The organism is Saccharopolyspora gloriosae, from assembly GCF_014203325.1.
GTDB classification, from domain to species: Bacteria; Actinomycetota; Actinomycetes; order Mycobacteriales; family Pseudonocardiaceae; genus Saccharopolyspora_C; species Saccharopolyspora_C gloriosae.
Window position 1 is genome coordinate 1456331 of record NZ_JACHIV010000001.1, and the last position, 24469, is coordinate 1480799.

General features: G+C 71.8%; 22 protein-coding genes. 12 read left to right on the forward strand and 10 right to left on the reverse strand.

Annotated features, from left to right (window positions below):
- Positions 1 to 66: 66 nt before the first annotated feature.
- The 3 genes from galE to BJ969_RS06600 form a co-directional block, all read right to left on the reverse strand.
- A complete protein-coding gene (gene galE / locus BJ969_RS06590) occupies positions 67 to 1029 on the reverse strand; it encodes a UDP-glucose 4-epimerase GalE (RefSeq protein WP_184477947.1) in 963 nt (320 codons plus the stop codon).
- 87 nt (positions 1030 to 1116) lie between these two features.
- Positions 1117 to 2295, reverse strand: coding sequence for a galactokinase (galK, locus tag BJ969_RS06595; protein ID WP_184477948.1), 1179 nt, complete (start codon positions 2293 to 2295; stop codon positions 1117 to 1119).
- On the reverse strand, positions 2292 to 2990 hold the full coding sequence (locus tag BJ969_RS06600) for an iron-dependent transcriptional repressor DtxR (protein WP_184477949.1): 699 nt from the start codon (positions 2988 to 2990) through the stop codon (positions 2292 to 2294). Before BJ969_RS06600 ends, galK begins: the two co-directional genes overlap by 4 nt.
- A gap of 135 nt (positions 2991 to 3125) precedes the next feature.
- On the opposite strand from BJ969_RS06600, the gene BJ969_RS06605 reads away from it, so the two are divergent.
- The 5 genes from BJ969_RS06605 to BJ969_RS06625 all read left to right on the forward strand — a co-directional run bounded on the left by BJ969_RS06605 (position 3126) and on the right by BJ969_RS06625 (position 9779).
- A complete protein-coding gene (locus tag BJ969_RS06605) occupies positions 3126 to 3977 on the forward strand; it encodes a sulfurtransferase (protein ID WP_184477950.1) in 852 nt (283 codons plus the stop codon).
- A gap of 111 nt (positions 3978 to 4088) precedes the next feature.
- Positions 4089 to 5264 carry an acetoin utilization protein AcuC gene (locus tag BJ969_RS06610; RefSeq protein ID WP_184477951.1) on the forward strand — a complete coding sequence of 392 codons (1176 nt, stop codon included), beginning with the start codon at positions 4089 to 4091 and terminating at the stop codon, positions 5262 to 5264.
- A gap of 84 nt (positions 5265 to 5348) precedes the next feature.
- Entirely contained in the window at positions 5349 to 8186 is a 2838-nt protein-coding gene (locus tag BJ969_RS06615) for a bifunctional acetate--CoA ligase family protein/GNAT family N-acetyltransferase (RefSeq protein ID WP_246456697.1), read from the forward strand.
- 90 nt (positions 8187 to 8276) lie between these two features.
- Entirely contained in the window at positions 8277 to 9170 is an 894-nt protein-coding gene (locus BJ969_RS06620) for an alpha/beta hydrolase family protein (protein WP_184477952.1), read from the forward strand.
- A gap of 153 nt (positions 9171 to 9323) precedes the next feature.
- Positions 9324 to 9779 (forward strand): hypothetical protein, encoded by a 456-nt coding sequence (locus tag BJ969_RS06625; RefSeq protein ID WP_221315726.1) that lies wholly within the window; start codon positions 9324 to 9326, stop codon positions 9777 to 9779.
- A gap of 163 nt (positions 9780 to 9942) precedes the next feature.
- On the opposite strand, the gene BJ969_RS06630 is transcribed toward BJ969_RS06625, so the two are convergent.
- Entirely contained in the window at positions 9943 to 11595 is a 1653-nt protein-coding gene (locus BJ969_RS06630) for a FumA C-terminus/TtdB family hydratase beta subunit (RefSeq protein WP_184477953.1), read from the reverse strand.
- Between the two features lie 131 nt (positions 11596 to 11726).
- Here BJ969_RS06630 and BJ969_RS06635 point away from each other — a divergent pair, with 131 nt between their 5' ends.
- Positions 11727 to 12443 (forward strand): tyrosine-protein phosphatase, encoded by a 717-nt coding sequence (locus BJ969_RS06635; RefSeq protein ID WP_184477954.1) that lies wholly within the window; start codon positions 11727 to 11729, stop codon positions 12441 to 12443.
- Positions 12444 to 12561: 118 nt separating this feature from the next.
- On the opposite strand, the gene BJ969_RS06640 is transcribed toward BJ969_RS06635, so the two are convergent.
- The 3 genes from BJ969_RS06640 to BJ969_RS06650 form a co-directional block, all read right to left on the reverse strand.
- Entirely contained in the window at positions 12562 to 13533 is a 972-nt protein-coding gene (locus BJ969_RS06640) for a sigma-70 family RNA polymerase sigma factor (RefSeq protein WP_184477955.1), read from the reverse strand.
- A 401-nt stretch (positions 13534 to 13934) separates the two neighbouring features.
- A complete protein-coding gene (gene dtd / locus BJ969_RS06645; protein ID WP_184477956.1) occupies positions 13935 to 14360 on the reverse strand; it encodes a D-aminoacyl-tRNA deacylase in 426 nt (141 codons plus the stop codon).
- Entirely contained in the window at positions 14360 to 15874 is a 1515-nt protein-coding gene (locus tag BJ969_RS06650) for a DUF7782 domain-containing protein (protein WP_184477957.1), read from the reverse strand. The genes dtd and BJ969_RS06650 overlap by 1 nt, the downstream gene beginning before the upstream one ends.
- Before the next feature lie 98 nt (positions 15875 to 15972).
- On the opposite strand from BJ969_RS06650, the gene BJ969_RS06655 reads away from it, so the two are divergent.
- A complete protein-coding gene (locus BJ969_RS06655) occupies positions 15973 to 16548 on the forward strand; it encodes an HhH-GPD-type base excision DNA repair protein (protein ID WP_184477958.1) in 576 nt (191 codons plus the stop codon).
- 25 nt (positions 16549 to 16573) lie between these two features.
- On the opposite strand, the gene BJ969_RS06660 is transcribed toward BJ969_RS06655, so the two are convergent.
- Positions 16574 to 17245 carry a lysophospholipid acyltransferase family protein gene (locus BJ969_RS06660; RefSeq protein ID WP_184477959.1) on the reverse strand — a complete coding sequence of 224 codons (672 nt, stop codon included), beginning with the start codon at positions 17243 to 17245 and terminating at the stop codon, positions 16574 to 16576.
- 186 nt (positions 17246 to 17431) lie between these two features.
- Here BJ969_RS06660 and BJ969_RS06665 point away from each other — a divergent pair, with 186 nt between their 5' ends.
- Both BJ969_RS06665 and BJ969_RS06670 read left to right on the forward strand, forming a co-directional pair.
- Positions 17432 to 17752 (forward strand): DUF3099 domain-containing protein, encoded by a 321-nt coding sequence (locus BJ969_RS06665; protein WP_184477960.1) that lies wholly within the window; start codon positions 17432 to 17434, stop codon positions 17750 to 17752.
- 85 nt (positions 17753 to 17837) lie between these two features.
- On the forward strand, positions 17838 to 18092 hold the full coding sequence (locus BJ969_RS06670) for a DUF3039 domain-containing protein (RefSeq protein WP_184477961.1): 255 nt from the start codon (positions 17838 to 17840) through the stop codon (positions 18090 to 18092).
- A 58-nt stretch (positions 18093 to 18150) separates the two neighbouring features.
- Here BJ969_RS06670 and BJ969_RS06675 read toward each other — a convergent pair whose 3' ends face one another.
- Positions 18151 to 19389, reverse strand: coding sequence for a YihY/virulence factor BrkB family protein (locus tag BJ969_RS06675; protein ID WP_246456698.1), 1239 nt, complete (start codon positions 19387 to 19389; stop codon positions 18151 to 18153).
- A 290-nt stretch (positions 19390 to 19679) separates the two neighbouring features.
- Between BJ969_RS06675 and BJ969_RS06680 the strand changes: the two genes are divergently transcribed.
- Positions 19680 to 21458, forward strand: a complete 1779-nt coding sequence (locus tag BJ969_RS06680; RefSeq protein ID WP_184477962.1) for a DEAD/DEAH box helicase — start codon at positions 19680 to 19682, stop codon at positions 21456 to 21458.
- A 65-nt stretch (positions 21459 to 21523) separates the two neighbouring features.
- Entirely contained in the window at positions 21524 to 22732 is a 1209-nt protein-coding gene (locus BJ969_RS06685) for a cysteine desulfurase-like protein (RefSeq protein WP_184477963.1), read from the forward strand.
- Positions 22733 to 22799: 67 nt separating this feature from the next.
- Here BJ969_RS06685 and BJ969_RS06690 read toward each other — a convergent pair whose 3' ends face one another.
- Entirely contained in the window at positions 22800 to 22985 is a 186-nt protein-coding gene (locus BJ969_RS06690) for a DUF7455 domain-containing protein (RefSeq protein ID WP_184477964.1), read from the reverse strand.
- A gap of 808 nt (positions 22986 to 23793) precedes the next feature.
- Between BJ969_RS06690 and BJ969_RS06695 the strand changes: the two genes are divergently transcribed.
- Positions 23794 to 24417, forward strand: coding sequence for a hypothetical protein (locus BJ969_RS06695; protein WP_184477965.1), 624 nt, complete (start codon positions 23794 to 23796; stop codon positions 24415 to 24417).
- The last annotated feature ends 52 nt before the right edge of the window (positions 24418 to 24469 follow it).

Below are 24469 nucleotides of genomic sequence, written 5' to 3' on the forward strand. Positions count from 1 at the left end.
CCCGCGATGGAGCACCACGAAGCCGCTCCGGTGCCCGGCGGCTCGCCGGCCGGGCACCGGAGGAGGTCAGCCCTGCTGACGAGCGCGGGTGAAGTCCCAGGCGTCGCGCACGATCGTGGACAGGTCGGCCAGCTTCGGCTTCCAGGACAGCTCTTCGCGGGCGCGGTCGCTCGCGGCCACCAGGGTCGCCGGGTCACCGGCCCGGCGCGGTGCCACCGCGGCCGGGATCGGGTGGCCGGTGACCGCGCGGCAGGTCTCGATCACCTGCTGCACCGAGAACCCGGTGCCGTTGCCCAGGTTGTAGATCCGGTGCTCACCGGGCCGCGCGTTGTCCAGCGCCAGCAGGTGCGCGTCGGCGAGGTCGGTGACGTGGATGTAGTCGCGGACGCAGGTGCCGTCCTCGGTGGGCCAGTCGTCGCCGTACATCTGCACCTGCTCCCGCTGGTCCAGCGCGACCTGCAGCACGATCGGGATCAGGTGCGTCTCGACGGTGTGCCGCTCGCCGAACGCGCCGTGCGCACCCGCCACGTTGAAGTAGCGCAGGCTCACCGCGCCCAGGCCGTGGGCGGTGGCGTAGGAGCTGATCGCGTGGTCGATCGCGAGCTTCGTCGCGCCGTAGGTGTTGGTGGGCCGGGCCGGGGCGGTCTCCGGGATCGGCACGGTGTCGGGCTCGCCGTAGGTGGCGGCGGTGGAGGAGAACACCAGGCGCGGCGTGCCGTGCTCGCGGACGGCCTCCAGCAGCCGCAGCGAGGTGAGCACGTTGCCCTGCCAGTACTTGTGCGGATCCTGCATCGACTCGCCGACCAGCGACTTGGCCGCGAAGTGCAGCACTCCGTCGTACCCGTCGGCGAGCAGATCACCGGCGGCCTCCGCGATGTCGGCCTGCACGAAGGTGCTGCCCGGCGGTACCGCGTCGGCGTGCCCGGTCGAGAGGTCGTCGACCACGGTCACCTCGTGACCGTTCTCCAGCAGGCGTGCCGCGCACACGCTGCCCACATATCCCGCACCACCGGTGACGAGGAGCTTCACGGAGGTTCTGCCTTTCCTGAGACATCGAACTCGCCAGAGGCGTCTGGCTCGGCGGCCCCGCGGTACCGCGGGGCCGAGCCGGCGAGGCTATCGGTCTCGGCCGGCTCCGGCCGCCGGGGTCGCGGTGAACAACCGCGGCGGGGTCAGCCCGTGCTCCTCGTAGGAGGCGAGCACCGCTTGCCCGATCCGCTCCCGGTCCTGCGCGCGGACCAGCGCGATGGCCGACCCGCCGAAACCACCGCCGGTCATCCGGGCGCCCAGCGCGCCCGCTTCCAGCGCCGCGTCCACCGCGACGTCCAGTTCCAGGCAGGAGATTCGGTAGTCGTCGCGCATGCTCACGTGCGACGCGGTCAGCAGCGGCCCGATCGAGCCGAGCTCACCGGCGTCGAGCTCGGCGACCGTGGAGATCACCCGGTCGTTCTCGGTCACCACGTGGCGCACCAGCGGGCGCAGTTCCTCCGGGAGCACGGCGAGCGCCTCGTCCAGTTCCGCGACGGACACGTCGCGCAACGCCTTGATGCCGAGCAGGTCGGCGGCGTGCTCGCAGCCGCGGCGCCGCTCGCCGTACCCGGACTCGCTGTGCGAATGCTTCGCACGGGTGTCGATCACCAGCAGTTCCAGGCCCACCGCCCCGGTGTCGAACGGGATCTGCTCGAGCTCACCGGAACGCACGTCGAAGAACAGGGCGTGCGACTCGGTGCAGCGCAGCGACGCGGTCTGGTCCAGGAGTCCGGTGGGGGCGCCGACGAAGTCGTTCTCCGAGATCTGCACCCAGCGGGCGACGTCGGACAGCGGTGCCGCTTCCGGCCCGTCCGCCGGCCGGCCGGCGAGGTCGAGCAGCGCCAGCGCGACCGCGCACTCCAGCGCGTGCGAGGAGGACAGCCCGGCACCGGCGGGCACGTCCCCGGCGATGACCAGGTCGGCGCCGGGCACGTCGATGCCCTGTCCGCGCAGCGCCCACGCGACTCCGGCCGGGTACGCGGCCCAACCGGTCTGCGCACCGGGTGCCAGCGCGTCCAGCGGCGTCGGATCGGCCCGGTGCAGCACGCCGTCGTCACCGAGGGTCGCCACCGACAGCCGTCCGTCGGTCCGCGGCGCGGCGGCCACCGCGATCCGGTGCGGCAAGGCGATGGGCAGCACGAAGCCGTCGTTGTAGTCGGTGTGCTCGCCGATCAGGTTGACCCGGCCGGGGGCCGACCAGACCGCGCTCGGGGCACGCCCGTGCTCGCCGCCGAACGCTTCGGCGGCGGACTCGGCGGGGCTCACCGGGCGAGGACCAGGACGGCGTGGGCGATGCCGGGGGCGAGCTGGGTGCTGCCCTTGGGGCCGGTGACCTCGATCGGCTTGTTCACGCCGGTGACCGGAACGATCTCGATCTCCTGGGCGGGCATCAGCCCGACTTCCTTGAGCTCGCTCATCAGGTCGGGGTCGAGCTGCACGTGCTCGGCGATTCGGCACACCGTGGCACGGCCGCCGCCCCGGCGGGCGATCTCGTCGACGCGCTGCAGGTCGGCTTCGTTGGCGGGTGCGGGCTGCGGGCCCGCGCCGAGCTCTTCGAGACCGGGAATCGGGTTGCCGTACGGCGAGGTCGCGGGATTGCCGAGCAGGGCGACGAGCTTGCGCTCCACCGCTTCGCTCATCACGTGCTCCCAGCGGCACGCCTCGTCGTGCACGTGTTCCCACTCCAGGCCGATCACGTCGACCAGCAGCCGCTCGGCGAGCCGGTGCTTGCGCATCACGCGGACCGCGCGGGTGCGCCCGGCTTCGGTGAGCTCCAGGTGCCGGTCCTCGGCCACGGTGAGCAGTCCGTCGCGCTCCATCCGGGCCACGGTCTGGCTCACGGTGGGCCCGCTCTGCTCCAGGCGTTCCGCGATGCGGGCGCGCAGCGGGACGACGCCCTCCTCCTCCAAGTCGTAAATGGTGCGAAGGTACATCTCGGTGGTATCGATGAGATCGTTCACGCTGGCTCCCCGTTGCAGTCCCACCCACGATTCTAGTCCCGCGGCACTACCGCCGGTCGGTGGCTTCCGAGCAGCCGTTTCCAGTGTTCGGGGCCGTTCTTCCGGCTCAGTTCCCATTCCGTCCAGGAGGTCGACATGGACCCGCTGATCAGCGTGGATGATCTTTCCCAAGAGGTCGCGGGCGCGCTCCCGCCGGTGCTGCTCGACGTCCGGTGGAGCCTGCTGGGGCCACCCGGCAAGCAGGACTACGACCGCGATCACCTGCCGGGTGCGGTGTTCGTGGATCTCGACACCGAACTCGCCGCTCCGCCCGGCGCGGGCGGGCGCCACCCGCTGCCCGCGGCCGCCGACCTGCAAGCCGCGCTCCGGCGGGCCGGTGTCACCGCCGACCGGGAGGTCGTGGCCTACGACGCGGACAACGGTTCGGCCGCCGCGCGGGCCTGGTGGTTGCTGCGGTGGGCGGGGCATCCCCGGGTTCGGGTGCTCGACGGCGGCTACCGGGCCTGGGTCGCGCGGGGCAACCCGGTGACGGCCGAGGTGCCGGAGGTCGTGCCGACCGACTTCCAGGTCGTCCCCGATTCGCTGCCGGTGATCGACGCGGACGAGGCGGCGCGGCTGGCCGGGGACGGACGGCTGCTCGACGCCCGAGCGCCGGAGCGGTACCGGGGCGAGGTGGAACCCGTCGACCCGAGGGCCGGACACATCCCGGGTGCGCGCAACGCGCCGTTCGCGGCCAACGTCACCGAGGACGGGACGTGGCGGACGCCGCAGGACGTGGCCGCGCTGTTCCAGGAACTCGGGGTGGACGGCTCGTCGCCGGTCGGGGCGTACTGCGGCTCGGGCGTGACCGCGTGCTCGACCCTGCTCGCGCTCGAACACGCGGGGCTGAGCGGCCCGGGGAATCCGGCGGCGCTCTACGCCGGGTCGTGGTCGCACTGGTCGGCCGATCCCGATCGCCCCGCGGCCACGGGCGAGCAGCCGAGCTGACCAGGCACGTGCACGGGTTGCCGGTGACCGGTTCCACCACTCCGGAGGCGCGGATTCCGCTGTGCCCTGGGCCACTGTGGGGGCGGCCACAGGGCGGGTAGCGTCCCGGTCATGGGCGACACATGCGCGGTGGTGTGGGACGAGTCGGTCCTCGACTACGACCTCGGCGGCGAGCATCCGTTGCACCCGGTCCGGCTCGACCTGACGATGCGCTTGGCGCGGTCGCTGGGCCTGCTCGACGACGTGACGCCGGTGCCGCCTCGACCGGCATCGGACGAGGACCTGCTCCGCGTCCACCGCCCGGACTACCTGGCGGCGGTGCGCTCGGCGCCGACCTCGGCCTGGGACGTCGGGTACGGGCTGGGCACCGAGGACAATCCGATCTTCGATCGGATGCACGAAGCGTCCGCGCTCATCGCCGGAGCGTCGATCACCGCGGCCGAACAGGTCGTGTCGGGCCGGGCGGACCGCGCGGTCAACATCGCGGGCGGCCTGCACCACGCGATGCCGGAACGCGCGGCGGGCTTCTGCGTCTACAACGACTGCGCCGTGGCCATCGCCTGGATGCTCGAGCAGGGCGTGGAGCGCATCGCCTACATCGACGTCGACGTGCACCACGGCGACGGGGTGCAGACGGCGTTCTACGACGACCCGCGAGTGCTGACCGTCTCGCTGCACCAGCACCCGATCACGTTGTGGCCGGGCACCGGCTTCGCCACCGAGACCGGCGGGCCCGGTGCGGAGGGGTCGGCGGTGAACGTGCCGCTGCCGCCGGGAACGGGTGACGCGGACTGGCAGCGGGCGTTCCAGGCCGTGGTGCCCTCGCTGCTGGCCGACTTCCGGCCGCAGGTGCTGGTCACGCAGTCCGGGGCGGACGCGCACCGGGAAGATCCGCTGGCGGACCTGGCGATGTCGGTGGACGGCCAGCGGGCCTCCTACCGCAGCCTGCGGGACCTGGCGCAGCGCTACGCGGGCGGCAAGTGGGTCGCGCTCGGCGGCGGTGGCTACTCGCTGTACCGGGTCGTGCCCCGCAGCTGGACGCACCTGCTGGCGACCGCGCTCGACCGGGACCTGGACCCGGCGACGTCGCTGCCGCAGGACTGGCTGGCGCACGCGTTGCGGGTGGCGGGGAACGTTCCGCTGCCCACGTCGTTGACGGATGGGGAGGATTCGTCGTTCGCGCCGTGGACCGGGGTCACCGAGTCCACGGTGGACACGGCGATCCGGGACGCGCGGCACGCGCTGTTCCCGTTGCACGGACTGGATCCGGCCGATGTTCGCGATTGACATCGGCGGCGCACGCGTGACCGCACCGGCGGCGCAGTGCGCCCGGCCTGCTCGACGCCGGTGCGGTTGAGAGGGTGCTGGCTGATGGGTGGCTGGGCGAAACGGCGCGGTGCGAACGGTGACGGTCGGCCGGAGGACCAGGACAGCGCCGACGGCGCGGTGTCGAACGGCGCGGCACCCGCACCGCTCACGCCTCCACCCGCCGATCAGCCGGCCGCCGGGAACCCGCCCGCCGAACAGCCGGAACCGCAGGACGACACGTCGAGCGCGGTGCTCGGCGAGACCTACCCGCGCCGCTGGGAAGCCGACGTCGTGCTCTCCGACGGCGGCACCGTGCACCTGCGTCCCATCACGCCCGCCGACGCCGACCAGCTGATCTCGTTCCACGGCAGGCTCAGCGACCGCACCCGCTACTTCCGCTACTTCGGCCCGTACCCGCGGATGCCGAAGCGGGACGTGGAGCGGTTCAGCACCGTCGACCACCAGAACCGGGTCGCGCTGGTGGCGCTGCTCGGCGACGACATCGTCGCGGTGGGCCGCTTCGACCGGCTCGACGAGCAGGACTCGGCCGAGGTGGCGTTCGTCGTGCAGGACCAGCACCAGGGCCGCGGTCTCGGTTCGATCCTGCTGGAGCACCTGGCCGCGGCCGCCCAGGAGTGCGGCCTGGACCGGTTCGTCGCGGAAGTGCTGGCGGAGAACTCGGGGATGGTGCGGGTGTTCCGCGACGCCGGCTACCAGGTGCGGCGCGCGATGGAGGAAGGCGTCGTGCACCTGGAGTTCGACATCGACCCGACCGAGGAGTCGCTGGCGGTCGCGCGGGCCCGCGAGCAGGCCGCCGAGGCGCGCAGCGTGCACAACCTGCTGCACCCGCGCGCGGTGGCGGTGATCGGTGCGTCCACCGATCACCGCAAGATCGGGCACGCGGTGCTCGTCAACCTGCTCACCGCGGATTTCGCCGGTCCGGTGTACCCGGTCAACCCGGAGCACCGTTCGGTGCGCGGGGTGCGGGCGTACCCGTCGGTGCTCGACATTCCCGACGACGTGGACCTCGCGGTGGTGGCCATCCCGGCCGCCGGGATCGACGAGGTCCTGGACGCCTGCCTGGCCAAGGGCGTGAAGGCCCTGGTGATCGTGAGTTCCGGCTTCAGCGAGTCCGGCCCGGACGGCCGCGAGATCGAACGCCGCATGGTGCGCGCCGCCCGGGTGCACGGCATGCGGGTCGTCGGCCCGAACGCGCTGGGCGTGGTCAACACCGACGCCGGTCACCGGCTCAACGCGACGCTCGCGCCGCGCCTGCCGGGAAGCGGGCGCACCGGGTTCTTCTGCCAGTCCGGTGCGCTGGGCGTGGCGATCCTGGCGACCGCGACCGACCGCGGCCTGGGGCTGTCCACCTTCGTCTCGGCGGGCAACCGCGCCGACGTGTCCGGCAACGACATGCTGCAGTACTGGCAGACCGACCCCGCCACCGACGTGGTGCTGCTGTACCTGGAGTCGTTCGGCAACCCGCGCAAGTTCGCCCGGCTGGCCCGGCGACTGGCGCGCACCAAGCCGATCGTGGTCGTCAAGTCCGGTCGCAACGCCGTGCGCGCGGGGTTGGCCGCGACATCGGTGCAGGTCGACGAGACCAGCGTGCAGGCCCTGTTCGAGCAGGCCGGGGTGATCCGCGTCGATTCGGTGGCGCAGATGTTCGACACGGCGCTGCTGCTGGCCCACCAGCCGCTGCCCACCGGTGAGCGGGTCGCGGTGGTCGGCAACTCCTCGGCGCTGGGCATGCTGGCCGCGGACGTCGCGCAGGCGGAAGGGCTGCGGCTGGCGGCCGAACCGGTCGACGTGGGCGCCTCGGCGGAACCGGAGGTGTTCGCCGCCGCGGTGCGCGAAGCGGCGCTCAGCGATGACGTGGACGCCCTGGTCACGGTTTTCGTGCCGCCCGTCGCGGTGCCCGGCACGGCCTACGCCCGCGCGTTGCGGGAGGCGTTGCAGGAGGCGGGCATCGCGGCGACGAAACCGGTGGTGACGACCTTCCTGGCGGCGGAGGGCGTGCCGGACGAGCTCGCGGTGCCGGGTCCGGACGGCTCGGCGGGCTGGGGGTCGGTGCCGTCCTACCCGAGCCCGGAGCGGGCGGTGCTGTCGCTGGCGAGGGCGACCCGCTACGCCCGTTGGCGAGCCGCGCCGCAGGGCCACTTCACCCGCCCGGAGGGCATCGCGGCGGAGCGGGCCAGGGAGCTGGTCGAAGCGTCGTTGACCGAGGGCGACACGCGGCTCAGCGACGAGCAGGCGGTGGAGCTGCTCGGGCACTACGGGATCGAGCTGGTGGCGTTCCGGCGGGTGCGCAGCGAGCAGGACGCGGTGCGCGCGGCGACCGAGCTGGGTTTCCCGGTGGTGCTGAAGTCGGCGGACGACCAGCTGCGGCACCGCACCGACCTGGTCGGGGTGCGGCTGGACCTGGTGAACGCCGACGCGGTCCGCGCCGCCTACGCGGACCTGCTCCGGGTGTGCGGTGCACACGAGGTCTACGTGCAGAACATGGCCGGACGCGGCCATTCCTGCGTGATCGACCTGATGGACGACCCGTCGTTCGGGACGCTGGTCTCCTTCGGACTGTCCGGTGTGGCCAGTGAGCTGCTGGGGGACAAGGCCTACCGGGCGGTCCCGATGACCGATGTGGACGTGGCGGCGCTGGTGCGGTCGCCGCGCGCGGCGCCGCTGCTGGCCGGGTACCGGGGTGACGAACCGGCGGACCTGGCGGCGCTGGAGGACCTGGTGCTGCGGGTGGCGACGCTGGTCGAGGACCTGCCGGAGGTCCGCGAGCTGACGTTGCAGCCGGTGCTGGCCTCCGCGGCCGGGGTGCGGGTCACCGGTGCTCGGATCAGCGTGCGCCCGTCGGCCGCCACCCCGGACACGGGGCCGCGCAGGCTGCGCTGAGCCGGATCACCCCTGACTCTCACCGGAACTCAGTCGTATCGTTATTCTGTGTCGAGCTGACGAGCCGAGTTCGAGGACGGGAGTCCGCCAATGGCCGACCTGACGTTGACCGAGCTGGGCGTGGTGTCCGCGGGCGATCACCGGTTGCGGGTCGGTGCGCTCGCCGCCGACGACCCGGCGGCTCCGGTCGTCATCGTGCTGCCCGCGATGGGCGTCCCGGCCACCTACTACGGGCCTTTCCTCCGGGAGCTGCACGCGCAGGGCTGCTCCGCGGTGAGCGTCGACGCGCGCGGGCAAGGTGCCGCGACCCCGGCCGCCGACCGGGGCGTCCGGTTCGGGTACCAGGACCTCGTCGACGATGCCGCCGCCGTCGTGGACCTCGTCGAGCGCGAGTTCCCGCACGCGCCGAGGTTCCTGGTCGGCCACAGCCTCGGCGGCCAGATCTCGCTGCTGTTCGCCGCCGCGCACCCGGGCAGGGTGCGGGGCGTGACGCTGCTCGCGTCCGGCTCGGTGTGGTTCCGCAGCTTCCCCGGCCTGCAGGGCTGGAAGAACCTGATCGCCACCCAGACCGTCGCGGTCCTGTCCGCCGTGCTCGGCTACTGGCCGGGGGAGCGGTTCGGCTTCGGCGGTCGCCAGCCCGCCGGAATCATGCGGGACTGGGCGCGCCAGGGCCGCACCGCCCGGTACCGCCTCGGCGGCTCGAAGATCGACTACGAGAAGGCGTTGCGGGAGCTGGACGTCGCGTTGCTGACGGTCAGCGTGGAAGGCGATGAGCTCGCCCCCGAGTCCTCAGTGGATCACCTGGCGGCGAAGGCGGTCGCGGCGCCGCGCACCCGGCGGCACTACTCCTGCGAGATCGCGGGCGCGACGAAGCTCGGCCACTACGCGTGGGTCTACAACAGCGGTGAGCTCGTCGGCTGGATCAAGGATTGGGCCACCGCCGCCCGCCGCACCGGCACGACGGCGGACGCGGACCGGAGCTGAGCCGGTCCGGACTGCCGGATTCGGATCGAAACGTTCACTGTGAATGCCGCTGACCAGCTGTTTCGATGCCGGTTGCGGTGAAATCCGCGGTGTCGTCCCAAAAGATCCGCGCTTCCGCGCAACCCCGCGGCGAACGCACTCCGTCTTCCGGGCATGAAACGCCTACACACCACAGTGGGCGCGGGCATGCTGCTCCTCGCCTTCACCGCCTGCGCCGGACAGCAAGAAGACGTCGGATTCGGCGGGCAGCCGCCGGTCCAGACCATCCCGGTCGACCCGAAGCCCGAGCAGGAACGCACACCCGTGCCGGACAATCTGATCAAGGCCGCGGACCAGTCCGGGACCAACGCACCCCGCGTGTGGACCCAGGACGGCGGCTCCGTGGTCGTCACCGAAGGCCAGGAAGGCGGCTGCAGCAAGGTGCGCGCCGAACTCGCCGAGGAGAACGACCAGCAGGTGAAGCTCGTGCTGGTCAACGAGACCCCGGAACCGCCGGGGATCTGCACGATGGATCTGCGCCATCCGCCGTTGGCGCTCCAGCTGGCCGAGCCGCTGGATCAGCGGACCGTCGTGCTCGAAGAGCGCGATGTGAAGGTCCCGCGGAACTGACCGCGGTGACCTGAGCGTCGCAGGCACTTCTCCCGTAGGAGGTGGGGCTCCTACGGGAGAAGTGCGTTCCCGCGTTCGTGGTGTGCAGCGGCCGGTGGTGCCCGATCGGGCACCACCGGCCGTCGTGCGTGCGGGGCCGGAATGCGCTGCACGCGGGATTCGCTCAGCGGGCGAAGGAGATCTGCAACGTGGGCTTCGTCGAGTCGGCGAAGAAGTCGTTGCCCTTGTCGTCGACGACGACGAACGCCGGGAAGTCCTCGACCTCGATGCGCCACACCGCTTCCATGCCCAGCTCCGGGTATTCCAGGACCTCGACCTTGCGGATGCAGTCCTGCGCGAGCCGGGCCGCGGGACCGCCGATGGAACCGAGGTAGAACCCGCCGTTGTCCTTGCAGGACTCGGCGACCTTGGTCGACCGGTTGCCCTTCGCCAGCATCACCAACGAGCCGCCCGCCGCCTGGAACTGCTCCACGTAGGAGTCCATCCGCCCGGCCGTGGTCGGGCCGAACGAACCGGACGCGTATCCCTCGGGCGTCTTGGCCGGGCCCGCGTAGTACACCGGGTGGTCCCGCAGGTACTGCGGCATCGGCTCGCCCGCGTCGAGCCGTTCCGCGATCTTGGCGTGCGCGATGTCCCGGGCCACCACCAGCGGACCGGTCAGCGACACCCGCGTCTTGACCGGCAGCTTCGTGAGCTCCTCGCGGATCTCCGCCATCGGCCGGTTCAGGTCGATGCGCACCACGTCTTCGGAGAGCTGGTCGTCGCCGACCTCCGGCAGGTACTTCGCGGGGTCCCGTTCGAGCTGTTCCAGGAACACACCCTCCGGGGTGATCTTCGCCTTGGCCTGGCGGTCGGCGGAGCAGGACACCGCGACGCCCACCGGAAGCGACGCCCCGTGCCGGGGCAGCCGGATCACCCGCACGTCGTGGCAGAAGTACTTGCCGCCGAACTGCGCGCCGATGCCGAACTGCCGGGTCATCTCCAGGACCTGCGCCTCCAGCTCCACGTCCCGCAGCGCGTGCCCGGACGCCGAGCCCTCCCGCGGGAGTTCGTCGAGGTAGCGGGCGGAGGCGAGCTTGGCGACCTTGAGGTTGTGCTCGGCCGAGGTGCCGCCGACGACGATCGCCAGGTGGTACGGCGGGCAGGCCGCCGTGCCCAGCGACCGCAGCTTCTCCTCCAGGAACTTGGCCAGCCGGGTCGGGTTCAGCAGCGCCTTCGTCTCCTGGTACAGGAACGTCTTGTTCGCACTGCCGCCGCCCTTGGCCATGAACAGGAACTCGTAGAACGGGTCGGTGCCCGCCTTCGAGAACAGCTCGATCTGCGCGGGCAGGTTGCTGCCGGTGTTGCGCTCCTCCCAGAAGTTGAGCGGAGCCATCTGCGAGTAACGCAGGTTGAGGTCCTGGTAGGCGTCGAACACGCCCCTGGCCAGCCGCTGCTCGTCCTCACCGCCGGTGAGCACCGTCTCGGTCCGCTTCCCGATGACGATGGCCGTGCCGGTGTCCTGGCACATCGGCAGCACCCCGCCGGCCGACACGCACGCGTTGCGCAGCAGGTCGGTGGCCACGAACCGGTCGTTGGAACTGGCCTCGGGGTCGTCGATGATGGCGCGCAACTGCGCCAGGTGCGAGGACCGCAGCAAGTGCTGGATGTCCTTGATGGCCGCACTGGCCAGCGCGGTCAGGGCACTCGGCTCCACTTCGAGGAAACGCCGCCCGGCCGCCTCCACGGTGCGGATGCCCTCGGTGGTGAGCAACCGGTAGTCGGTGTCGTCCGGACCGAGCGGAAGCACCTCGGTGTAGTCGAACGTGGTGGTCACGACGCCGCTCCTTTGCGCGTTCGGGGAATGCCGTGACGTTAACGCACCGGACGGCGCCGGGGATCAGGTCTGTTGGTGACCGTGCGCACCTGCGACGCTGTCGGTCGAAGCCGACCCGATGGGAGACGCCCTTGTCCACGACGGATCCGACGTCCGAGGCCCTGGCCGGGCTGGTCAACCTGCGCGATCTCGGTGGCATGCCCGCCGGGGAGGGGACGACCCGTGCGGGGATCGTGCTGCGCAGCGACGCCCCGCAGCCCGGAGACCGGGAGCCGGAGGGCATCACCTGGCCGCCGCGGCTGGTGCTGGACCTGCGCGACGCGTCGGAGCTCAACGGCACGCCGCACCCGCTGGCGGATGTGGCGGAGGTGCACCAGATCGAACTGCTCGCGGGCATCCACTCGACGGAGGTGACCCACCCGCTGCCGGTGCTGTACCAGCTCGCGCTGCGGGACGCGGCGGCGAAGCTGGTGCGGGTGTTCCGGCTCGCGCTGGAGGCGGACGGGCCGGTGCTGGTGCACTGCGCGGCGGGCAAGGACCGCACCGGAGTGGTCTCGGCGATGCTGCTCAGCGTGGCGGGCGTGCGCTCCGACGCGATCATCGCGGACTACGTGCGGACGGACCGCAACATGTTCCGGGTGCTGCAGCGGTTGGAAATGGCACCGGCGTTGCCGCCGGGCGTCAGCGAGGAGGACGTGCGCGAGCTGATCTCCACGCCGGTGGAGGCCATCGAGGGCGTGCTGGAGAGCTTCGCCGAGCACGACGAGCACGCCGCGGGCTGGTTGCGGGCCCACGGGGTGACGGACGAGGAGATCGACCGCTGGCGGGAGAAGTTCCGCGCCGGTTGAGCAACCGACCCCGAACGGGCGAGAGGCCGGACCTGCCTCATCGGGCGAGTCCGACCTCCCCTGGGGAGCGTCCGGCCGAGTCACCGGCCGGACGCGAACGTTCCTGTCGCGAGGGGCGTCAGCTGGCGTAGGCGCGCAGCCGGTCGGCCCGGTCGCCCTGGCGCAGCTTCGACATGACCTCCCGCTCGATCTGGCGGACCCGCTCCCGGGACAGCCCGAAGGCCTTGCCGATCTGGTCGAGCGTGCGCGGCTGGCCGTCGTCGAGCCCGTAGCGCATCCGGATCACCGACTGCTCCCGCTCCTCCAAGGTGCCCAGCACCCGGCGCAGGTCGTCCTGCAGGAAGCCGGAGATCACGGCGTTCTCCGCGTCGGCCGACTCGGCGTCCTCGATGAAGTCGCCCAGCGGGGCGTCCTCCTCGGCACCCACCGGCATGTCCAGGCTCACCGGGTCGCGGGAGTGGTCGAGCAGGTCGGAGACCTTCGTCGCGGTGAGCCCGCTCTCCTCGGCCAGTTCCTCGTCGGTCGCCTCGCGGCCCAGCTTCTGGTGCAGGTCGCGCTTGATCCGGGCCAGCTTGTTCACCTGCTCGACCAGGTGGACGGGCAGCCGGATGGTGCGGGACTGGTCGGCCATGCCGCGGGTGATGGCCTGGCGGATCCACCAGGTCGCGTACGTGGAGAACTTGAAGCCCTTGGTGTAGTCGAACTTCTCCACCGCGCGGATCAGACCGAGGTTGCCCTCCTGGATCAGGTCCAGCAGCGGCATGCCGCGCCCCGTGTAGCGCTTGGCGAGGCTCACCACCAGCCGCAGGTTGGCCTCCATCAGGTGATTCTTGGCCACCCGGCCGTCGCGCACCACCGACCGCAGGTCACTGCGCCGCTCGGGCGAGATCTTGCCGTCCGTCTCCAGCATGTGCTTCGCGAAGACACCGGCCTCGATGCGCTTGGCGAGGTCGACCTCTTCCTGCGCGGTCAGCAGCGCGGTGCGCCCAATGCCGTTGAGGTAGACCCGGACGAGGTCGGCCGAGGGGCCCTGGTTGTCAAGGTCGGCGTCGGTGGCGGCGGTCATGGTGTTGGTCTGCGGGACGGTCATTGAGCTCCCTCCCTGACGGGCTGGCTTGCGGGGCGTTCTCACGGCGCGGCCTGGCGCTGTGGAGGACGCGTACGCTCGGTGTTGCGGGCCGAATGCCACGCCGTCCGGATGTGACGGTTGTGCTGTCTGGTGTCGTGCGCTGTCGGGTTCGGAGTCGTGTTCCCGGCGGGCGAGTGGTGCCGAAGCAGAACGACGTTCTGTTCGGACTCCGCTCGACTCACCGCTGAGCCGGGTCACATCGGATGTGGCGGCGGCTCGTAGACCTGGCTGTCGAAGCTTTGATACCTGGAAAACGAACACGACCTCGAATTCGTTCCCGAACTGCTCGACCAAGAGACGTCGCGGCGGTCACATCCGTTGCTCCGCGAAGTCTGAGGATCAGCTGAGAACAGGCGTTACATTCACACGTCGATCAACAACGTGAATGGGCCGTCGTTGACGCTCGCCACTTCCATCATCGCCCCGAAGCTCCCCGTGGCCACCTGAGCGCCCCGCTCCCGCAGCAGCCGCACGACCTCCGCCACCAGAGGTTCGGCCTGCTCAGGCCGGGCCGCCTCGGTCCAGGACGGGCGCCGCCCCTTGCGGGTGGCGCCGTAGAGCGTGAACTGGCTCACCACCAGCAGCGGGGCTCCGGTGGTGGCGCAGGACTCCTCGTCGCGCAGCGCCCGTATCTCGTGCAGTTTGCGCGCCATTCTCCCGGCCTGTTCGGAGCCGTCGGAATGGGTCACGCCCAATAGCACCAGCAGGCCGGGTTCTTCGATCTTGCCGACCGTCTCACCGCCCACCCGCACCGAGGCCTCGGTGACCCGGCTGACCACCGCGCGCATTACTCCTCATCCGCCCATTCCGCCGGGATCACCATTCCGTGCCGCACGAGTTCCCGAAGCATCGGCACCGCCGCGCGGGAAAGCTCCTCGGCGTCCTCCCCGGAACCGAGCGCGAGCAGTTCCACCAGATCTCGGACCGGCATCGCTCCCTGGCACCCCGCGAGCAGCCGCGTCCCGAGCTCGTCGATCTCGTGCTGCCACCCGGGGCCGTCGGTCCGGTGCAGCCGGTGCACGAACCGCTCCCAGCCCTCCTCGCCGTGCGTCGCGACCTCTTCCAGCACCGTCGAGGGCGCCGTCACGAGCCGCGCGCCCAGCAGGCCGTCGGCGGAGCCGTGCTCGCGCAACCAGTCCACGCGGCGCAGCCAGGCGTCGCTCTCCGGGCCCAGCGGGTCGTCGAACGCCTGCCGCAGGTCCTCGCACACGACCTCGCCGCGCTCGGCGTCGGTGCGGCGCAACGTGACGAATCCGAACCCGACGCCGTCGACGTCGTTGGCGGCGAACCAGTCCAGCCACTCCGCCGCCTTGCGGCGCCCGGCGGGGGAGCGCGGGTCGAAACCGGCGTCGCGCAGCCAGGTCCCCACGTACAGCGCCGGATCGGCCACGTCGCGCTGCACGAACCACGCGTCGACCCCGCCCGGCGGCAGCCACCGCGACACCCGGTCCTCCCAGTCCTCGCCCTTGCGGTGCAGCCAGGACGCCAGCAGCTGCCCGGTGCCGCCCTCATTGAGGAACGACGGCAGCTGCCGCACCACCAGCGCGCTCGCGTCGTCCCCGGCCAGGCCGGAGTCGCGGTACACGTAGTCGGTCCGCGGTGGGCCGACGACGAACGGCGGGTTGCACACCACCTGGTCGAACCGGCGGCCACGCACCGGTTCGAACCACTCGCCTTCGGCGAGTTCGACGTCGATGCGGTTGAGCCGGAACGTCGCGGCGGCCAGCGCCAGCGCCCGCGTGGACACGTCGGTCGCGGTGATGCGCTGGGCGTGCGTGCTCGCGTGCAGCGCCTGCACCCCGCAGCCGGTGCCCACGTCGAGCACCGAGCCGACCTGCCTGCGGGAGGTCGCCCGCACCAGGCTCATCGAGGCGTGCCCGACGCCGAGCACGTGGTCGACGCCGGTGGCCCAGCCGTCCGGGCGCAGGTCGGCGTCGAGGTCGGAGACGACCCACCACGAGTCCGGCCCGGCGCTGTGCGGGCGGATGTCCACGGCAGCGCGCAGCGAGTCGCCGTCGGCGGCCAGCACCCCGCCCGCCACGGCCTCGTCGATCGGCAGCGGGCGCAGCGCCGCCGCCACGTCCGCGGCGGGTTCGGCTTCGCCGAGCAGGAACAGCCGCACGAGCGTGCCCAGCGGGCCGCCGTCCGCGGTCGCCCGCAGCGCCGGTTCGGGCTCGCCGCGCCCCAGCGCTGCGTGGGCCAGCGGCCCGAGCAGCTCCACCACGCCGTCGGCGTCGTAGCCGACCTCCTGGAACGCGGCGCGAAGACGGTCAAGACGATCAGCTGAAAGATCCGGAATCACGAGGTCGATCCTCACACGCGCCCCTGACGGCCGCTGCGGCCGAGGGCCCGAACGGCCTGCGCAGGGACGTGCGCCGCGCCGCGTGAGATCCTGCGGGCATGAGCCGGACGCTGCACCTGACCCAGAACGCCGAAGCCGACGCGCTGCTCTCGGAGGATCCGCTGGCGCTGCTGCTGGGGATGCTCCTGGACCAGCAGATCCCGATGGAGAAGGCGTTCTCCGGGCCGAAGGTCCTGGTCGAGCGGATCGGCGCGCTCGACGCGCACCGGATCGCGGCGATGGACCCCGAGGAGTTCGCCGCGGTGTGCGCGACCCCGCCGGCGATCCACCGGTTCCCCGGTTCGATGGCCAAGCGGGTCCAGGCGCTGTGCGCCTACCTGGTGGAGACCTACGAGGGCGATCCGGAACGGATCTGGACCGAGGGCGAGCCCGACGGCGCCCGCGTGCTCGCCCGGCTCAAGGCGCTGCCCGGGTACGGCGATCAGAAGGCGCGGATCTTCCTGGCGCTGCTGGGCAAGCAGTGGCAGGTGACGCCGGAGGGCTGGCGGGAGGCCGCGGGCGCCTACGGCGATCCGGACGCCCGCCGCTCCATCGCCGACGTGCTCGACCAGGACACCCTGGAAGAGGTCCGCGCGTGGAAGAAGCAGCAGAAGGCCGCCGCGAAGCAGAAGTGATGCGGCCCGGCGCGGGTGGGGCCGGTCAGGCCGCCGCGGACGACGGCGACTGGTAGCGGTCCACGTACTCCTGCTCGGACAGCTCCGAGATGGCGTACATGATCTCGTCGGTGATCGAGCGCAGCACCGGCAGCGAGCCCTCCATGCCGTGGTAGCGCTCGAAGTCCAGCGCCGCACCGAACCGGACGGTGACCCGGGCGAGCCGCGGGACCTTCGCCCCGATGGGCAGCAGCCGGTCCGTGCCGCTGAGCGCGACCGGCACCACCTTCGCCTTCCCGCTGAGCGCCAGCCGGGCCACGCCGGTGCGACCGCGGTAGAGCCGTCCGTCGGGCGAGCGGGTGCCTTCGGGGTGGATGCCGAACGCGCCGCCGTCGGCGAGGACCTGCTCGGCGGCGCCGAGCGCCTCCTTGGCCGCTCGGCCCCGGCCGCGCTGCACCGGGATCGCGCCGAGGGAGGTGAACACGGTCCGGGTGAGCCCGCCCTTGAACCCGCGGCCCTGGAAGTACTCGGCCTTGGCGAGGAACGCGACCGGCCGCGGGACCACGAGGGGCACGATGAAGCTGTCGGCCACCGACAGGTGGTTCACGGCGAAGATGACGGGCCCGTCGGTGGGCACCTGCTCCGCGCCGACGACCTTCGGCCGGTAGACGGCTCGCGCCGCCGAACCGACGATCCGCTTGGTCAGCATGTAGAACATGTCGTGCCTCCCCGCCTAGCCGATGGCTTCACCCGCTCCGCGAACCTACCGGTGGCGGGGGACGGCCCCGTCGCCGCCGTGTGAAGTCCGCGTTGAATCCCGCCCCGAATGCGGTGACGGTCACCGGGCTCCCAGGGTGTCCAGGGAAATGCCGGAGTGGGACGATGGAGACGTGGAGGTGGTGTCGTGAGCAGTACACAGCACGGCGACGACACCCCGGTGCTGATCACCGAGGCGCAGCCGTCCTACGACGATCAGCAGGCGGAGCGGCGCCGCAAGTACGCGATCATGATGTCGCTGCGCATCCCGTGCTTGATCGCCGGTGCGGCCTGCTACCAGATCTGGTGGCTCGCGTTGATCATCGTGGCGATCTCGATCCCGCTGCCTTGGATGGCGGTGCTCATCGCCAACGACCGCCCGCCGCGCAAGACCGAACAGGTCAACCGCTACCAGCACTCCGACCGCGCGCTGGAATCGGGCGCCCACCGGGTGATCGAGGACTCCTGACCGGGTCCTCCGCTGCGCGTGGGCCGATCCGGCCAGTGGTCGAGGTGAGCGGCGTGCACGGCGCGCGGTGCGGCATCATGGAGCGATGAGCACGATGACGCTTCCGGAAACCGATGTCCGGCCGGAGACCACGGAACAGACCCAGGACGACCGCCCCGAGGTCTTCCACTACGTGCAGAAGGACAAGATCGCCGAGAGCGCGGTCATGGGCACGTACGTGGTGGCGCTGTGCGGAGAGGTGTTCCCGGTGACGAAATCGGCGAAGCCCGGTTCGCCGGTGTGCCCGGACTGCAAGAAGGTCTTCGAGGGCCTGCCGCCCGGTGGTGGCGACGACGACTGACCCGGTACGGCTGCTTCGCGACGGCGCCACCGCGCCCGCGCGGTGCGCGCCGGCGTGATCACCCCTCGACGCCCTCAGCGCGCCTGGGGGCCGGTTCTTCCTGCGCCGGCGCGCTGGGCACCGCGGGCCGCGGCAGCTTGACGCCGATGCTCGGGCGCTCGTCCTCGCCGCGCCACGCGCGGTAGCCCTCCTCGGTGCGCAGCCGCTGCTCGGCCCGCCGCATCTCGAGCCTGCGCCACTTCCGGCGTTCCTTGCGGGTCATCTTCGCCGGCCACAGCTCCTGCAGGGCGTTGTTGAACTGGGCTCCGATGATGATCGCCAGCCCGATGAAGAACGCGAACAGCAGGAACGCGATCGGCGTGGCGAGCGCGCCGTAGGTGTAGCCGGTACCGGTCACCCAGGTGATGTACAGGCGCAGGCCCACGCTGGAGCACAGGAACACGACCATCGCCAGCAGCGCGCCGGGGACGCCGCGGTGCCACGGCAGCTTCCGCGGCAGCGCCACCTTGTAGAGCGTCGCCAGCGCGAGCACCAGCAGCAGTCCCGTGGCGGGGAAGTAGAACACCTGGATCAGCCACGCCACGTCGTCCTGCATCGGTGGCGGGAACACCGTCGGCAACCACTCCGGGCCGAGCGCGATCACGGGGAGTCCGACCACCGCCAGCAGCAGTCCGACCAAGTACAGCAGCAGCGCGAAGATCCGCTGCCAGACGCTGTGCCGGACCGTGTACTGGTCGTAGGCCATCGTGATCGAGTCCACCAGCGAGGCCAGTGCCGAGGAGCCCGCCCACAGCGACAGCAGGAAGCCCACCGAGACGATCTCGGTGCGCCCGCGGGTGAGGATGTCCTGCACCGTCGGCTCGATGATCTGGTCCACGACGTTGGCGCTGAACACGGTTCGAGCCCCGGACAGGATCTTGCCGTGCACGGCCTCGACGATCACCGGGCCGAACCAGTCGCCGAGGAACCCCAGGCTGCCCAGCAGGCCCAGCAGCAGCGGCGGCATCGACAGCGTCTGCCAGAAGGCGGCCGCCGCCGACTCCGAGAAGATGTTGTCCCACCAGGCCTTGTAGATCGTCCGCCACACCAGCCGCAGCGGCCCGCGCTTCGCGGGAGCCGCGCGTTCGATCACCGTGGTGTCCGGCTCGTCGCGCCGAGGGGGCTGCTCGAGTCGATCGTTCGTGGCGACGTCCTCGGACGAGGTGATCTCCTCCGGTTCCCGGGCATCGGAGGGTGCCGACCGTCGGCCGTGCCGGCCGGGCCGCTGGCTGTCATCGGTCGGACCTGAGGAACCCATCGCGCTACAAGGATGCTTCATGCCGACCACGAATGGGCGTGGACCCGGCGAACCGGGAGTGTCAGTGCGATCTCAATCCGGCTGGCGGGTCGGTGCGCCCGGTCACGGAGGGCGGGACGGTAGGCTGCGGGTCGCCCTCGGCGGATCTCCCGCTCGGCGCGATGTCGCGTGGTGGGAGGGGTGGACCGGTTCCACCCGGGCCGCGGGGCCGCTCGCGCCAGGCCGTGATCCGTTGGTCCGTGCCGCGCGAATCGCGAGGGGGAAGGCTTAGGAAGGAGCGGCGAGCAAGCGTGTCCGAGACACAACTCGACCATCCCGTCCGATCTGTGCTCAGCGACCCGGCGCAGGCCGCTCAGCGACCGCTGCGCGCGTGGCAGCGCAGAGCGCTGGCCAAGTACCTCTCCAGCAGCCCGCAGGACTTCACCGCGGTCGCGACGCCCGGCGCGGGCAAGACGACGTTCGGCCTGCGGATCGCGGCCGAACTGCTCGCCGATCGGACGGTCGAGCAGGTGACGGTCGTGGCGCCCACCGAACACCTCAAGTACCAGTGGGCCGCGGCGGCCAACGGCGCCGGGATCCCGCTGGACCCCGAGTTCCGCAACGCCGACGGGATGACCTCCAGCGACTACCGCGGCGTGGTCGTCACCTACGCGCAGATCGCGGCGCACCCGACGTTGCACCGGGTCCGCACCGAGCGGCGCAAAACGCTGGTGATCATGGACGAGGTGCACCACGCCGGTGACGCGAAGTCCTGGGGCGACGCCGTGCGGGAGGCGTTCACACCCGCGATCCGGCGCCTGGCGCTGACCGGTACCCCGTTCCGCAGCGACGACACGCCCATCCCGTTCGTGAACTACGAGCCGGACGGCGACGGCTCGATGCGCAGCAAGGCCGACAGCTCCTACGGCTACTCCGACGCGCTGCGCGACGGCGTGGTGCGCCCGGTGATCTTCCTGGCGTACTCGGGGGAGACGCGGTGGCGCACCAACGCGGGCGACGAGTTCTCCGCGCGCCTCGGCGAGCCGCTGACCGCGGAGCAGACCGCGCGCGCCTGGCGCACCGCGCTCGACCCTGCGGGCGAGTGGATCCCGTCGGTCCTGCAAGCCGCGCACACCCGGCTCCAGCAGTTGCGCAACGGCGGAGTCCCGGACGCGGGCGGGCTGGTGATCGCCTCCGACCACGTCACCGCGAAGGCGTACGCGAAGACGCTGGAGCGGATGACCGGCACGGCGCCGGTGGTGGTCCTCTCCGACGACCCGAAGGCGTCCGGGCGGATCGCCGAGTTCGCCGACTCCGACGACCAGTGGATGATCGCGGTCCGGATGGTCAGCGAGGGCGTCGACGTGCCGCGGCTGGCCGTCGGCGTCTACGCCACCAGCGCGTCCACCCCGTTGTTCTTCGCCCAGGCCGTCGGCCGCTTCGTGCGGGCCCGGCGCCCGGGGGAGACGGCGAGCATCTTCCTGCCCAGCGTTCCGGTGCTGCTGGAGCTGGCCAGCCAGCTCGAGGCCGAGCGCGACCACGTGCTCGGCAAGCCGCACCGGGAGAAGGACGGCTGGGACGACGAGCTGCTCGCCGACGCCAACCGCACGAAGGACGAGCCGGGCGAGGAGGAGAAGGCGTTCACCTCCCTCGGCGCCGACGCCGAACTCGACCAGGTGATCTACGACGGCTCGTCGTTCGGCACGGCGGCCTTCGGCACCAGCGAGGACGAGCAGGACTACCTCGGCCTGCCCGGTCTGCTCGAACCCGACCAGGTGCGCGCGCTGCTGCGGCAGCGCCAGGAGCAGCAGCTGGAGGGCGTCGGGAAGCGGGAGGCCGCGGACAAGGCGCAGAAGGCCGCCGAACGCGCTGAGCAGGCCGAGCAGGCCCGCCGCCCGCAGAGCGTGCAGGAGCGGCTGAAGGGGCTGCGCAAGGAGCTCAACACGCTCGTCTCGCTGCAGCACCACCGCACCCGCAAGCCCCACGGCGCGATCCACAACGAGCTGCGGCGGATCTGCGGCGGCCCGCCCACCGCGATGGCCACGGCCGAGCAGCTCGAGGAGCGCATCGCCACGCTGCGCTCCTGGTGATCACCCGCTGCGGCGGGTGACCGGACGCGACCTCGGCGTGACCGCCCGTCCTTACCCTGCTCCTCATGGCATTTGATGTGGAGAAGGTTCGGGCGCAGTACCCGGCGCTGTCCGACGGGCGGTCCTGGCTGGACGCCGCCGGCGGCACCCAGGTGCCGCAGGCGGTCATCGACGCCGTCTCGGACGTGCTGCGCCGCGGGGTGTCGAACGTGGGCGGCACCTTCGAGTCCAGCGAGCGCGCGGGCGCGGTCGTGGCCGAGGCCCGTTCGGCGGTCGCCGACCTCACCGGGGCTCCCGCTCCGGAGTGCGTGGTCTTCGGCCCCAGCATGACGGCGTTGACCTACCGGTTCGCGGGCGTGCTCGCCGCCGGGTGGCAGCCGGGCGACGAGGTGGTGGTGACCAAGCTCGACCACGACTCGAACGTGCGGCCCTGGGTGCAGCACGCCCAGCGGGCGGGCGCGACCGTGCGGTTCGCCGAGTTCGACCCGGCGACGGGGGAGCTGCCCGCCGAGCGGGTCGTCGAGCTCATCGGCGAGCGCACCAGGCTGGTGGCGGTGACCGCGGCGTCGAACCTGCTCGGCAGCATCCCGGACGTCGCCGCGATCACCCGGCGGGCCCGCGAGGCGGGGGCGATCAGCTACGTGGACGGCGTGCAGCACTGCCCGCACGCGGAGGTCCGGGTCGCGGAGCTGGGCGCGGACTTCTACGCGACCAGCGCCTACAAGTGGGCCGGTCCGCACCTCGCGGCGGTCGTGGCGGCCGACCCGTGGTCGCTGGAGATGCTGAACCCGGACAAGCTGCTCCCGGCACCGGACGAGATCCCCGCTCGATTCGAGCTGGGCACGGCATCGTTCGAAGCGCTCGCGGGTGTGACGGCGGCCGTGGAGCACCTCGCCGACCTCGACCCGGCGGCCACCGGTGACCGGCGGGAGCGCCTCGGCACGAGCCGTCGCGCGGTGGTCGCGCACGAGGAGGAGCTGGCGTCGACGCTGTTCGGCGGCTTGGCCGAGCTCCCGCACGTGCGCCGCATCGGAGCGCCGAGCGGGAAGTGCACGCCGATCGCGCTGTTCTCGGTGCCCGGTCGGTCACCGCAGGCGGTGGCCGAATTCCTGGGGGAGCGAGGGGTCAACGTGTCGTTCGGCCACGCGTACGCGTGGGAGGCGGTGGACGCGCTCGGTCTCGGCAAGGAGGGCGCGGTGCGCGCCGCGTTGTGCCACTACACCGAGGCCGGCGACGTCCGGCGGCTGCTGGGGGCGCTCGCCGAACTGGCCTGACCCCGGCCGGACACGCCGAAGGCCCCCGGAGAACCGCGTTCTCCGGGGGCCTTCGGGTCGGGTGTCGTTACTGCTCGTCCTGCTGGAGTTCGGCTTCCATCTCCCGCAAGCGGGGCTCGAACTCCCGGCCGTGGTGCCCGCAGAACAGCAGCTCCCCGCCGGATGGCAGTACGGCGCGAAGCTTCGCAGCGGCCCCGCAGCGGTCGCAGCGGTCGGCGGCGGTCAGCTCGGGGCGGGTGAGCGTTCCAGGCATCGTGATCTCCCTCCGTCCCGGCGCCGGGTTGTCCCCGACGCCCTCGATCCTGCTGCGACCACCGGTGGCCCACTGGCGGCGGGGCCGGTGCTCGCTTACCCCACTCTTGCAGACGCACAGCCGTACGTCAGTGTTCCCGCGCCGAGTGGCGACCGTCGTCACGTCGAAGTACCCGCTTGCCGCAGCGTCGGTAGCGGAGCGTGGTAATCCGTGCACACAACTGTTTCTCGATCGCCTGACCAGGCAAAATAGACGGTCTCGAATTGCGCCGACCGGTGTTTCATGCGTACCCGGGGTGCATGTTCCACGCCTGGGGTCTCTCGCGTTCTGCTGCAAGCGAACGGCGGCGGCTGCCCGGATGCGCGAAATTCCCCGGAATTACTGTGCGATGAATCACTTCTGAATGCGGGGAAAATTCGAGATCGCGAACCGCCCCGAGCCGGTCTCCGCGACGGCACCGGCACTCAAGGTACGCGAGGCCGGACGCAGCGTTGCGTCCGCGGGGCTCGCCGGGAGGCGCATCGCGGTGTGCGGGCCGAGCGCGTTCGATCCGGAAGCCCGTCGGTCGCTCGCTACCCAAGCGAAGGTGATCGTCAGGTCCGGCCGCGAGTCGACGGCGCCCTCAGCTGCCCGCAGGTGTCCGGCCCGGCGCCGTTCGGTCGGGGAGGCCGCACCGACCGCCCCGAGTCGGCGCCGCGGCGCTCTCGTCGCCCGCGTCGGCCGAACGCGACGGGCTTCGCCCCGAAGTCCGCCAGCGGGATCCGTCAAAGCCCCGCGAAGAACGCGATCGTCTCGATAATCTCCGCCCGTGATCACTGAACAGGTCGGCGTGTCCGCCGTGTCCCACGTGTCCGCTCGCCCCGGTGGCCGGGTCGTCGTGAACTTCGACCAGCAGGGCTGGGCGCTGCGCAGGCAGCGGCGCGAGTGGGCGGACCACAAGCGTTCGATGATCTGGGTCGTCGTGATCACCTGGGTGCTGGCGGTGGCGATGGCACCATTCAAGGACACCATCGAACAGAACCCCACCGCGCGGCTGGTCGTCGCGATCATCGCCGCACCGATGCTGCTGATCCTGCTCGGGCTCGTGCTGTACGCGGTGCTGCGCGTGCTCGCCGAAGTCCTCGCGGTGGTGTTCACGATCGTCACCTTCGGCCACTTCCACCGGAACCCGCCCCGCTGGCTGCAGCGCCTGCGCCGCCGCGACCGCACGCGGCCCGCGGAGCCGGGCGCGCGGCCCGAGCCCGTCGCCGCGCACCGCTACGACTCCGTTGAGAGCGGCCAGGTGCTGCACCGCTTCCGCCGCACCGTCGTGGTGCTGCGCACGACCGACGGACGGACGCTGCGCTACCGCACCTGGGGCTTCGCCGGGCGCACCCGGCTGCTGGGCAACGCCTTCGCCGAACACCTCGGCGACCGCCTCCGCACTTCCTGACCCGCCCCCCGCACGAAGAAGGCCGGTGCCCCGACGGGGCACCGGCCTTCTG